Annotated in this window: 11 protein-coding genes; 2 read left to right on the top strand and 9 right to left on the bottom strand. The window is 59.1% G+C overall.

The annotated features are described in order from the left end of the window. Positions 1-2 precede the first annotated feature (2 nt). Positions 3-1,478, top strand: a complete 1,476-nt coding sequence (tcuA, locus tag AC2FMY_RS13540) for an FAD-dependent tricarballylate dehydrogenase TcuA (protein ID WP_496807516.1) — start codon at positions 3-5, stop codon at positions 1,476-1,478. Between the two features lie 37 nt (positions 1,479-1,515). Here tcuA and AC2FMY_RS13535 read toward each other — a convergent pair whose 3' ends face one another. After that, on the bottom strand, positions 1,516-2,064 hold the full coding sequence (locus AC2FMY_RS13535; protein WP_480748861.1) for a hypothetical protein: 549 nt from the start codon (positions 2,062-2,064) through the stop codon (positions 1,516-1,518). A gap of 156 nt (positions 2,065-2,220) precedes the next feature. Between AC2FMY_RS13535 and pncB the strand changes: the two genes are divergently transcribed. Beyond that, on the top strand, positions 2,221-3,513 hold the full coding sequence (gene pncB / locus AC2FMY_RS13530) for a nicotinate phosphoribosyltransferase (RefSeq protein ID WP_480748860.1): 1,293 nt from the start codon (positions 2,221-2,223) through the stop codon (positions 3,511-3,513). On the opposite strand, the gene AC2FMY_RS13525 is transcribed toward pncB, so the two are convergent. The 8 genes from AC2FMY_RS13525 to AC2FMY_RS13490 form a co-directional block, all read right to left on the bottom strand. Next, a complete protein-coding gene (locus AC2FMY_RS13525; protein ID WP_480748859.1) occupies positions 3,510-4,415 on the bottom strand; it encodes a DMT family transporter in 906 nt (301 codons plus the stop codon). The two genes, pncB and AC2FMY_RS13525, sit on opposite strands and share 4 nt — an antisense overlap. Then, positions 4,412-4,933 carry a hypothetical protein gene (locus tag AC2FMY_RS13520; RefSeq protein WP_496807515.1) on the bottom strand — a complete coding sequence of 174 codons (522 nt, stop codon included), beginning with the start codon at positions 4,931-4,933 and terminating at the stop codon, positions 4,412-4,414. The genes AC2FMY_RS13525 and AC2FMY_RS13520 overlap by 4 nt, the downstream gene beginning before the upstream one ends. After that, positions 4,926-6,377 carry an aldehyde dehydrogenase family protein gene (locus AC2FMY_RS13515; RefSeq protein WP_496807514.1) on the bottom strand — a complete coding sequence of 484 codons (1,452 nt, stop codon included), beginning with the start codon at positions 6,375-6,377 and terminating at the stop codon, positions 4,926-4,928. Before AC2FMY_RS13515 ends, AC2FMY_RS13520 begins: the two co-directional genes overlap by 8 nt. 74 nt (positions 6,378-6,451) lie before the next feature. Next, positions 6,452-8,050 carry an ABC transporter ATP-binding protein gene (locus AC2FMY_RS13510; RefSeq protein ID WP_480748856.1) on the bottom strand — a complete coding sequence of 533 codons (1,599 nt, stop codon included), beginning with the start codon at positions 8,048-8,050 and terminating at the stop codon, positions 6,452-6,454. Continuing rightward, positions 8,047-8,862 carry an ABC transporter permease gene (locus AC2FMY_RS13505; protein WP_480748855.1) on the bottom strand — a complete coding sequence of 272 codons (816 nt, stop codon included), beginning with the start codon at positions 8,860-8,862 and terminating at the stop codon, positions 8,047-8,049. Before AC2FMY_RS13505 ends, AC2FMY_RS13510 begins: the two co-directional genes overlap by 4 nt. After that, positions 8,859-9,806: an ABC transporter permease gene (locus AC2FMY_RS13500; RefSeq protein WP_496807513.1), complete on the bottom strand. Its 948-nt coding sequence runs from the start codon at positions 9,804-9,806 to the stop codon at positions 8,859-8,861. The genes AC2FMY_RS13505 and AC2FMY_RS13500 overlap by 4 nt, the downstream gene beginning before the upstream one ends. A gap of 40 nt (positions 9,807-9,846) precedes the next feature. Beyond that, positions 9,847-10,890, bottom strand: a complete 1,044-nt coding sequence (locus tag AC2FMY_RS13495) for a ligand-gated ion channel (protein ID WP_496746147.1) — start codon at positions 10,888-10,890, stop codon at positions 9,847-9,849. Positions 10,891-10,998: 108 nt separating this feature from the next. Next, positions 10,999-12,486, bottom strand: coding sequence for an ABC transporter substrate-binding protein (locus AC2FMY_RS13490; protein ID WP_496746142.1), 1,488 nt, complete (start codon positions 12,484-12,486; stop codon positions 10,999-11,001). Positions 12,487-12,654: the final 168 nt, after the last annotated feature.

Here is a 12,654-nt window from a genome sequence, read left to right as displayed (position 1 = left end):
ACATGACGACCTGGGACACCATCATCGTCGGTGCTGGAAATGCAGCCTTTTGTGCCGCGCACGCGGCGCGCGAAAAAGGCGCGAGCGTGCTCATGCTGGAATGCGCCCCCGAGGGCGAGAATGGCGGCAATTCACGCTACACCGCTGGCGCCATCCGGTTCGCCTATGACGGGGTGGACGATATTCGCGCGCTATGTCCGGACCTTTCCGAAGATCAGACCGCCATAACCGATTTCGGAACCTATACGACGGATCAGTTCTTTGACGACATGTTCAGGGTCACCCGTTTTCGCACTGATCCGGCACTATGCGAAAGGCTGGTCACCACCTCGCGCGAGACCATGTTCTGGATGCGAGACAAGGGCATCCGCTTCATGCCCATTTACGGTCGTCAGGCGTTCAAGGTGGACGGACGCTTCAAGTTCTGGGGCGGGCTGACGCTGGAGGCTTGGGGCGGCGGTCCGGGGCTGGTCGATGCGCACGCGACCATTGCACGCGCTGCGGGTGTTGAAATCCGCTATGAAACGCGAGCACTGTCGCTGGTCACCGACGGGCATGCGGTGACCGGCGTCAAGGTACGCCACAGGGGAGAGGTGTTCGAATTGAAGGCCCGCTCGGTCATATTGGCCTCGGGTGGGTTTCAGGCCAGCACCGAAATGCGCACACGCTATCTTGGGCCGGGCTGGGAAATGGCCCGCGTGCGCGGTTCGCGCTTCAACACTGGTGAAGGCATCAAGATGGCGATGGAAATCGGTGCGTCAACCTATGGCAACTGGTCGGGGTGCCATGCGGTCGGCTGGGACTACAACGCACCGGAGTTCGGGGATCTGGATGTTGGCGACGGGTTCCAGAAACATTCCTATCCCTGGGGGATCATGGTCAATGCCACGGGTCGGCGCTTTGTCGACGAAGGCGCGGATTTTCGAAACTATACTTACGCCAAATACGGCCGGGTGATCCTCGAACAGCCCGATCAGTTTGCCTGGCAGATTTTTGACGCAAAGGTCACGCATCTGCTGCGCGACGAGTATCGCATAAAGCGGGTAACCAAGGTGGTGGCCCCGACGCTGGAGGATTTGGCGCAAAAGATGGAGGGCGTTGACACGCGGGCGTTCCTTGACGAGATGGAAACCTACAACGCCTCGGTCGATGCCGACACGCCATTCGATCCCAACGTAAAGGATGGACGCGGAACCAGGGGTTTGGCTGTGCCGAAATCGAATTGGGCTAACACAATCGATCAGGGTCCGTTCGAAGCGTATCAGGTCGGTTGTGGCATTACCTTCACCTTTGGCGGCCTGCGCATTGACCCGGAAACGGCCCAGGTTCTGGACAATGATCTTGCCCCGATTCCCGGACTTTTCGCCGCGGGTGAACTGGTCGGCGGCGTGTTTTTCTTCAACTATCCGGGCGGAACAGGGTTGATCAACGGATCGGTTTTCGGACGTCTCGCGGGGAATGGTGCTGGCGGCCGTTGACACGGCGTTCGCGCCAGAAGTCGCGATCAACGGGGCCTTAACGCTGCATCACCGCGCCCAGCAATTTGGCGACCACCAGAACCAGTACCGCGACCCCGATGGCGAATCCGATACGTGCAATCGGCGACTGGCGTTGCGGAGGCGTGTTCTTGCTGGCAAGTCGAGCAGGCGTTCGTTTTCTTTCCGGCCCCCCCGGCAAGGGACGCGCCAGCAAAAGGTGGTCCATGAATTCGGAAAAATCGAAATCGCCGCAATACTCGCCCTTCAGCGAAGTCGATTTGACGTTGCGGACGAATCTTCTGAGGATGTAATTGCGCGCAGATTGATCCCGCGCCGGATAGAACCCGTCGGGCACGCCGCTGTCATACGTATTCAGCCCGAATCCGGAATCCAGAAACAACTGCCGCACTTTGGGCGAGGCACCGCGCAATGCATCGGCGGTTTTCACATCGCGGAACAGCGCGATCTTGTTGTGCGCCGAATTTTTGTCGATGCCAGTCTGACTCAACAATTCCACGAACTGTTCGTTCTCGAATACCTCATCCGGCATAATCGTAAATATGTCGAAATCGTACCTGAGAGCCATCACAACACTCAATTTTCACCTTTTACCCAACACCGGGAAATCATCAAAACCATTTGCGCCCGGACTATGACACAACTGGGATATTGTCATGTATCAGGGCGCTCTTGCCAATCTCATTGTCGCTTGTTCTAAGTATTTGCGGAATAGGAGCGCCCTATGATTGATATCGCGACACGCGTCTACAATCACAAGTGGAAAATTGATCCGATTGTGCGGTCTTTGATCGACACGGATTTCTACAAACTATTGATGTGTCAGTCAGTGTTTCGAAACAAGCCACAAACAAATGTGGAGTTTTCGCTGATCAACCGGTCGACTCACGTTCCATTGGCCAATCTGATCGACGAGGGCGAGTTGCGCGAGCAACTGGATCATATCCGCTCGCTCAGTCTCAGCCGGGGCGAAAGCACCTGGCTGCGTGGCAATACGTTTTATGGCAAGCGTCAGATGTTCCGCCCGGATTTCATGGAATGGTTCGAAAACCTGCGTTTGCCGCCCTATCACCTTGAACGCAAAGGCGACCAGTACGAACTGACCTTTGAGGGCAAGTGGCACGAGGTCATGCTTTGGGAAATCCCTGCGCTGGCTGTCCTGATGGAACTGCGCTCGCGGGCAGTGTTGAACGATATGCGCCGTTTCGAATTGCAGGTGCTCTATGCCCGCGCCATGACCCGCGTCTGGGAAAAGATTGAGCGTTTGAGAGAGATCAAAGGGCTTGGAATTGCCGATTTTGGCACCCGCCGCCGCCATTCCTTTTTGTGGCAGGACTGGTGTGTTCAGGCAATGATCGAAGGCTTGGGTAAATCCTTTACCGGCACATCCAACTGTCTTATCGCGATGCGCCGCGAAGTCGAGGCAATCGGCACGAACGCACACGAATTGCCGATGGTGTATTGCGCCTTGGCCCAAGATGACGCGGCCTTGGCGCAGGCCCCTTATGACGTGCTAAGCGACTGGCATGACGAGCATGAGGGTAATCTGCGGATCATCTTGCCGGACACTTACGGCACCAAGGGGTTTCTGGAACGCGCCCCCGACTGGCTGGCGGGATGGACCGGTATCCGAATCGACAGCGGTGATCCGGCCAAGGGCGCGGAAATTGCCATCGATTGGTGGAAATCACGCGGCGAGGATCCGACAAAAAAGCGGATCATTTTTTCGGATGGCCTGGACGTAGACAAGATTATCGAATTGCACGCCCGTTTTACCGGGCGGGCCAATGTCTCGTTCGGTTGGGGGACGTTGCTGACCAACGATTTTCGCGGTTTAGTTTCCGGCGACCGGCTTGCCCCGTTCTCTCTGGTTTGCAAGGCGGTTTCGGCCAATGGCCACCCGACGGTGAAACTGTCGGACAATCCAGAAAAGGCGATGGGTCCCAAGGCCGAGATCGAGCGCTACAAGCGGGTGTTCGACGTGGGCCGGCAGGAACCGATCAAGGTCGTGGTCTAGTGGTTAACGGGTTTGCGGCGCAAGCGTCGCTCGCGCCAGATCACCATCAAACCTCCGCCGACAATGAACAGCGCCCCGGGAAACAGGTCTGACCACGGTGTTTCATCAAACACCAGCCATCCCGCGACAAAGGCAAAGGGGATGCCGAAATAGCTGAACGGGGCCAGATTGCTTTGCTCTGTCATCCGGTACGAGACCACAAGACACAAGACGGCAGTGCCGCCGAATGCCCCCATAGCGACGATCCAGATGACGTCCTGAGGGTGGTTGATCGGGGAAAACCCGCCGGCGATGGTGGCAAGGATCAGCGCGCCCAACAAGGCCGATACCACCGAATACAGGTTGAGCAAGGGGCTGGGCACATCCCGGTCCATCAATCGAGCCGACACCCCAGTCAGCGCATACAGAAACGCCGCCCCCAATGGTGCGACCGCATCCAGCGAAAACGTGTCGCTTCCGGGCCTCATGATCAGGATCACGCCGGCAAACCCGATCAGCACGGCCATCCATCGCACGGCCCCGACACGCTCGCCTAGCATCGGTACGGCAAGCGCAGTCATGAAGACTGCATTGGAATAGGTGATGGTGGATGCCGTGGCAAAGGCCAGCTTGCCCAACGAGTAATAGAACAGGAACTGGGCAAAGGTGACGTAAATCCCCCGCATCAGACCCAGTTTCCACTGCCGGATTTTCCAGGGCCTCCCACTTTGTCGCCAGACCGAGGATGACCACAGAGCAATCAACGCGGGAAAAATACCAAAGAAATTGCGATAGGCCGAAAGTTCTGCAGCGGTATACCGGGGCGACAGATACTTGATGATCAATCCCATGACATCGAACAGGACAAGGGCGAGCAGCGACAGGGCGATGGCCAGTGCCACATTGTCCCGGTTGTCGTTCACTGCGAGTGCCTCGACGCCCGGAACATGATCCAGATAGCGGCAAAGATTCCGACGAAGCCGCCGACATAACTTGCATCATGCATCACGCCCGCGCGCAGGAAACCCACCGGCTCGGTGATCGTGGCGGGCAGCTGAATCTGTGACGCCGTCTTGGCGTCGACCGCCATCAACCCGAAAACCCAACCAATGCTGGCAGCAAGCGAAGCCATGAGCAGCACCGCGAATATCGCACGCAGCCCCGCCGACCAGAACATTCTGGCCGAAGACAACAGCAACAGGCCCAGCAAAAAAGGCGGCGAGCCGACCAGAACGCCCATCCACCAGCTTGCCCGCCAACCGACAATCGCAGCGCCGACGCGTGGCGGTGTTTCGGGTGGGATGCCAAACTGAAGGAACTTGAACTGATGGAAATAATCCGGCCCGACCGAATAGGTGACCTGATTGTGCAGCGCGCCAAATATCCCTGCGGCAACGATGGCAACGGCGATCAGCGCCAGGAAAACTCCGATCCTAGCCATGGTAGGCCGCAACCGTTTTCAGTCGCGAAAAGCCATACAACGCCTCGAACCCTTTTTCACGCCCATGACCGGATTTGCCGACGCCACCAAAAGGCAGTTCCACACCGCCACCCGCGCCATAATTGTTGACAAAAACCTGACCCGATCGCAGCCGCTTGGCCAGCCGCATCTGCCGCGCGCCATCACGCGTCCAGATGCTGGCAACCAACCCGTAATCGGTGCCGTTGGCGATCTCCACCGCTTCTTCCTCGGTGTCGAAAGGGATCAGCACCTGAACCGGGCCAAATATTTCGTTCCGGGCCAGTTCATGATCTGAAGGGACTTCAGCAAAAAGCGTTGGCCGCACATAAGCGCCGGTTTCAGGCGCGTGGGCAACAATCTGCCCCTGCGCCGCAATGGTCAGGTCAGCTCCACGAGCCAGAAAACTCTCGACAATCTCCTTTTGCCGGGTCGAGATCAGTGGCCCCACCCGCAGATCCTCGGCGGCTGGTCCGACGGTTAGCTGCTCATAGGCCTCGGCCATGCACGCCCGGACCTGATCATAAATGCCGCGCTGGGCGAGGATGCGGGATGACGCGGAACAGGTCTGGCCCGCATTCTGGATCCCTGCATTGACCAGAAACGGCAAGGCAGCCCCAAGATCGGCATCGTCGAACACAAGCTGGGGGGATTTGCCGCCCAGTTCCAGTGTCACCGGCACCACGTTGCGCCCGGCCGCCTGCTGCACCAGCGCTCCGGTGGCAACCGATCCGGTGAATGAAACATGATGCACGCCCGGATGTCCCGACAGCGCCGCCCCCGCCTCGGCCCCAAGTCCGGGCACCACGTTCAGTGCACCAGCGGGCAACCCGGCCTCGACCGCCAGGTGAGCAAAGGCCAGCGCCGTAAGGCATGCCTCTTCGGCCGGTTTCAACACACAGGCATTGCCCATCGCCAGCGCCGCTCCGACCGAACGCCCGATTATCTGCATCGGATAGTTCCACGGCACGATATGCCCCGTCACCCCATGCGGTTCGCGCAGAGTATAGACGGTGTAGCCATCGAGATAAGGAATGGTTTCCCCCATCACCTTATCCGCCGCACCGCCGTAGAATTCGCAATAACGCGCCAGCGCTACCGCATCGGCCCGTGCTTGCGTCAGCGGCTTGCCCACATCCATCGCTTCAAGCGCAGCCAGTTCGTCTACCCGCTCCAGCACCAGCTGCCCTATCCGCGTCAGGGTGCGACCCCGTTCCAGCGCAGTCATGCGTCCCCATGCGCCATCCAAAGCGCCTTGCGCTGCGCCGACCGCAGTGTCGATATCCGCGCCATTTCCGCGGGCAATCCGGCAGATCTCCAGGCCGTCAGACGGGTTGATCAGCGGCAGGGTCTGGCCGGAGGACGAGGATTGCCATTGACCGCCGATCAGGCAGAGGCCGGGGTCAAACCAGATAGCGTCATTCATCGTGCGGATCCTTTCCTGTTCATGGCAAGAGGTCCCCGTAGGGTCGCTCGCGTAGGCTGCTTCCTGTACCTGTATCACGCTGCGCCCCATCGTATGTCCGGCAGACGCGGCGCTGCGGCGATCAGGGCTTCGGTATAGGGGTGCTGAGGGTCGGTGAACACCTGCTCGGTTTCACCCTCCTCGACAATGCGGCCGGCTTTCATGACCAGCACCCGATCGGTAATCGTGCGCACCACGCTCAGGTCGTGGCTGATGAACAGGTAACTCAGGTCATAGGCATCGCACAGCTCTGCCAGCAGATCGAGGATGCGGGCGCGAACGGACACGTCAAGGGCCGATACCGCCTCGTCGAACAGGATCAGTTCGGGGCGGATGATCAGCGCACGTGCAATGGCAATACGCTGGCGCTGGCCGCCGGAAAACTCGTGAATATATTTTCCTGCGTCGTCCGGCGACAGACCCACGGCGGTTAGCACCTCGGCAATCCGGTCAGTGCGTTCTGATCCGGTCGGGGACCTGTCGAGCAGGTGAAAGGGTTCGGTGATCAGGCGCGCGACCTTGTGGCGGGGGTTGAAGCTGCCGAACGGGTCCTGAAACACGACCTGCATCTTGCGCCGCACTTCCAGGTTGGGATTTTTGCCGCTGAAAACCGGTTGACCGTCCAACAGGATATGCCCCTGCTGGACGTCTTCAAGACCCAGAATGGCTCGCGTTAGGGTCGATTTTCCGCAACCGGATTCACCCACCAGTCCCAGACGTTCACCCCGATGCAAGGTAAAACTCACATGATCGACGGCGCGATGGTGCTCCGGTTTGCCGAACAGGCGTTTTCGCGGCAGGCGATAGTCCCGCACGACGGCTGCCACCGACAGCAAAGGCGCGGAGTCGCGGCCCGTGGGAAGGATGACCTGATGACCCGAGGCCTCGAACAGCATGCGGGTATAGGGATGCTGCATCCCGGTCAGCAACCGGCGGGTGGTGTCGGCTTCCACCACTTCGCCGTCTCGCATGACCACGATCCTGTCGGCCATATCGGCCACCACGGCGAGGTCATGGGTGATCATCAGCAGTCCCATGCCGAACTCGGATACCAACCCTTTCAGCAGATCGAGGATTTGCGCCTGAGTGGTCACATCAAGAGCCGTGGTTGGCTCGTCTGCGATCAGCAGCCTTGGCCGCAAGGCAATGGCCATCGCGATCACCACTCTTTGACGCTGTCCGCCCGACAGTTCGTGGGGATAGCGACCAAGCGGGTAGCTTTCGGGCGGCAGGCCTACGCGCGTCAACACCTCGCGCGCGCGATCCCGAGCTTTTGCAGGGGTCATCGCCTTGTGGATCAGAATCGTTTCAATCACCTGATCCCCGATGGTCATGACCGGGTTGAGCGCGGTCATGGGCTCCTGAAACACCATGCCGATCCCGGCGCCACGCAGGGTACACATCTGGGCTTCGGGTCGGTCAAGCAATTCCTGCCCGTCCAGCAGGATCGATCCGCTTGTACTGGCGCCGTTTGGCAGCAGCTGCATTATCGATAGCGCGGTCATCGATTTGCCCGACCCGCTTTCACCGGTAACTGCCACCACCTCGCCCGGTTCGACCGCAAGGCTGACGCCATTCAGGATGTTCGTCCCCTGGATGGACAGCGACAGGGTGTCGATCTGCAAAAGGCTCATGCGCGCGCCACCCGAATGCGCGGGTCCAGCCAGTCGCGCAACCCGTCCCCCATCAGGTTCAGCCCCAGCACCGTAAGAACAATCGCCAGACCCGGGATCAGCGCCAGGTGCGGCGCAAAGCTGACCATGGTCTGCGCATCCGCCAGCATCCGACCCCAACTGGGCGTTGGTGGCTGTGCACCCAACCCGACATAGCTGAGCCCGGCCTCGGCCAGAATGCCCAAACTGAACTGGATGGTGCCCTGCACGATCAGCAGGTTGGCGATGTTCGGCAGGATATGCTCTGCCGAAATCCGCGCCGCGCCCTTGCCGGCAACACGGGCGGCCATGATGAACTCGCGCTCCCACAAGGATAGCGCGGCACCGCGAGTGATGCGGGCAAAGACCGGAATGTTGAATATACCGATGGCAATGATCGCGTTGACCGCACCTGCGCCAAAGACGGCAGTGATCAGGATGGCGATGACCAGAGACGGAAAGGCAAAGACCAGATCGTTGCCGCGCATGATCAGCTCGTCCAGCCATGATCCCTTGCGTGCCGCCGCCGTCAGGCCCAGCGGCACGCCAAAACCCATGCCGATGCCCACCGCAACCAGCGCGACCGCAATCGACGTACGGGCACCCACCATGATCATCGAGAACATGTCCCGTCCGAAATGGTCGGTTCCGAACCAGTGTTGCGCAGTGGGGGTTTGCAGCTTGTTGGGGATATCCAGCGTCGCGTGGTCATAGGGCGTCCAGACAAACGAGATGAGCGCCGCCAGCACCACCAATGACGACAGGCCCGCGCCCAGGGTCAGGTTACGGCTCATGTGCGGCTCCTCAGACGCGGGTCGACGGCGGCATAGGCCAGATCGACCAAGAAATTCACGGTGATCACCGCAAAGACCAGCAGCATGACCACCGATTCCACCACGATCAGATCACGGGAAGAAATCGCCTGAAATACCAGCCTTCCAAGCCCCGGCAGATAGAACACCTGTTCAATGATGATCGACCCTGCCAACAGGAAGGAAAACTGCAGCCCTATGATGGTCAGCACCGGGATCAGCGCATTGCGTACCCCATGCCGCCACAGCGCCTGACGGCGGCTCAACCCCTTGGCGCGGGCCGTGCGCATGAAATCCTCGCCCAGAATGTCCAGCAGCGCCGATCGCATCACCCGCGCCAGAATAGCGGCCTGCGGCAGCGCCAGCGCAACTGCGGGGAGCGTCAGCGAGTGCATCCCGCCCCAGAAACCGTTTTCCCACCCGGCAAACCCGCCCGCGTTGAACCAGCGCAAGTTGATGGCAAAGACCAGGACCAGCATCATCGCGAACCAGAAATTCGGGACCGCGATGCCAAGTTGGGTCGCGCCCATCACGGCGGCATCTCCGGCCTTGCCACGCCGGGAAGCGGCATAAAGTCCGGCTGGAAACGCGATGGCAGTCGACAGCGCCAGGGCATAAAGCGCCAGCGGCAGCGATACCCATAACCGGTCCGCGATCATGCCTGAAACCGGCGTGCGATAGGTATAGGATGTGCCGAAATCTCCGCTCAGCATCCCGCCGACCCAGTTGAAATAGCGCTGTGTCTTGGGCACATCCAGGCCCAGTTCAGCGCGCAGCGCGGCCAGCGTATCGGGCTGCGCATTGACCCCCAGCATGAATGATGCGGGATCCCCCGGTGCCACCTCGATCACGGCGAAGATGACAACAGAGGCAACCACCAGGCTCAGGATCAGCGAGGTCAGGCGTTTGAGGGCGTAGCGCAGCATCAGCGCCACGTTAGGCGGGGATTACATTCGGGTCCAGCATCTAAGGCGTGACCAGAAACTTGAGGACGGCATAGGCGACAATGGCGGCATAGCCAATGGGATAGATCCATTTCACGGCGTAATTATCAAGCTTCCGGGCCGCGTCCTCGCGCCCGGACAGTTTAAGTTTACTCAGGACCACGTTGAAAACGATGATCGCACCCGTGGCAAGGAACATCCACTGCAGGATGAAATCGAGAAAGGTCAAATAGCCCAGCTTTGGCAGGTCCGCCGATATGGCCCAGTTGAATGCAACAAAGACCAGCAGGTTTGCCCCAGAAATCTCGATCCGCTTGCGATATTCGTCGAGGAAAAAGACCGACCAACTGACCGTGATCAGCACCAGCATCGGAAGGAAGACCCGTATGATGTAATAGGTAATGTGCCTGCTTCCTTCGAAGACCAGCGTGATCTGATCGCTGTCGTTCCCTGAAATCCCCGGCACATTGGTTTTGGTCAGGCGCGCGTTTCCAAGAATCCACTCTTCTTCACCCAGCAGGTCACCGAGGCCGGAGTATTCGTTCAGGGGGTGGTAAGTCACGAAATTTGCGGGCAGAACCGAACTGACCTCGAACTGAAAACGCTGCGTGTCGAAAGGGTATTTGGTGAAATCGAAGTACGGAGCCTGCAGCGTTAGTGACGATTTCTCGACATAGATCACACTTCCATCCGGACGAATGGCCGCGGCGGATTGGTGAATCCAGCGGTTGGATTGCTGGTTCTCGATTACAAATACCGGGATGATCGCGCCAACGGTCGATGCATAGTCTGCTAGGGCCTTGGGTTTTAATATCCGAACTTCGCGCCCGATCTCGTTTGGATCGAATGCGAGTGCGGGATCTGTCCACTCAGCCCTTATGACAGCGACAGCACCATAGTTTTCCGCTTTCTGATCAACGTTGACAATCTGATCGATCCTGATGCCGACCCCGACATCAAGGGGGGCAGCGGGTGTTGTGGTGATGACCTCCAGATTCCCGGACAGCTCCTCCTGTGCGTTGGCGGGAAGGGCGAGGTTGACCAAACTGAGCGCGGTCAAGACCATCACGTGGACAAAAGGCCGAAGGACACCCGATATCATCATGCTCTTGTTACCAGTTCACGGGGTAGAACAAGCGAAGCCCCGCAAGACGGAGGCTACGCATCTGTGTTATCACTCGGCCCAGGATATTCCGGTCAGATCAACTGCGGCCGTTGGCGAATTGACCCACAATCCTTGAACACCTGCCTTAGCTACGCCTGTTTTGGCAAACTGGAACAGATAACCGTTCACGTAATCTTCTGCGATCATCCGCTGCGCGTCGCCCAGCAGTTTCGTGCGCTCATCCGGATCGGTCGTCTTGTTCAGAGTTTCCATCAGCGCCTGAAACTCGGGGTTGTCGTACTGGAAATAGTACTCCGGACGGGCATAAATGCCGATGTCCATTGGTTCAGTATGGCTGACGATCGTCAGGCCGAATTCCTTGCCCTTGAACACGCTTTCCAGCCACTGGGCCCATTCCACATTGATGATCTCGGCCTTGATGCCGATTTCGGCCAACTGTGCGGCGACAATCTCGCCCCCGCGACGGGCATAGGATGGCGGCGGCAGGTGCAGCGTGGTTTCGAACCCGTCGGCTAGCCCGGCTTCGGCCAACAGGGCTTTTGCCTTTTCGGGGTCATAGCCGGAAATTCCGGTCAGATCGACATAGGCCGGATTGTGGGGCGCAAAGTGCGTGCCGATGGGCGTGCCATAGCCGAACATCGCCCCGTCAATAATGGCCTGCCGGTCAATAGCGTGTGCAATCGCCTGACGAACGCGGATATCGTCAAAGGGCGGTTTCTTGTTGTTGGTGGACAGGATCGTTTCACCTTCGGTGGACCCGATCAGGACCTGAAACCGTGGGTCTGCCTCGAATTGCGGCAGATTCTCAGGCGCCGGAAAGTTTTCGAACACGTCCACATCTTCGGCCATCATTGCCGCAAAGGCGGCGGTCGGGTCCGAGATGAATTTGAACGTCGCTCTTTCCAGCGCCGGTTGCGCGCCCCAATAGTCCGGGTTGCGTTCCAGAGTGATCCGGTCGCCCTGCACCCATTCACCAAACTTGTAAGCGCCGGTGCCTACCGGATTGGTCTTGATGTTCTCGATGCTTTCGGGCGCAACGATCACCGCGTCCCCCCAGGCCATGTTGAACAGGAAATTGCCGTTCGGGCCATCAAGCGTCACCTTCACGGTCAGGGGGTCGACGACCTCGACCTCGGTGATTCCGGCAAACAGCGCCTTTTGCGCATTGGCGCTGTCCTCGGCCCGGGCGCGGTCGAGGCTGAACTTGACGTCCTCGGCATCCATCGCGCTGCCATCATGGAAGGTCACGCCATCATGCAGCTTGAAGGTATAGACGGTGCCGTCCTCGGAAATCTCCCAGCCTTCTGCCAGCCCCGGTACAATCGATCCATCGCCCATGAAACGGGTCAGCCCTTCGAACACGTTCGTATAAACCACGGTATCGATGGCCTGGGCTGCTGCACTCGTCGGGTCCAGATGCGGTGGCTCAAGCTGTGTCGCGATGGTGATATCGGATTGTGCCCAGCCCTGTGTCGCAAACAGGCCGGCCCCCAGCGCCAGCGCCGAGGCAAAGGTGCGAAACATCGGTTGTCCCATGAAAACTCTCCCCTTTTTTCGAATGACCGGACTCGCAGAGATGGTCATTTGTCTTTCAATCTCCTCTCAAACCTCGGACCAATCAAGGGAATGTTGGCGCAAAACGCTTTCTTTGAAACGCCCCATCTGCTATGCCGCGCTGCAGCGAACCAATCCCGCAGGACCCAT

This window comes from Ruegeria sp. YKSE079 (assembly GCF_059612845.1).
Note: the sequence above shows the minus strand (reverse complement) of the source record. Positions and strands in the feature narration are given on the sequence as shown.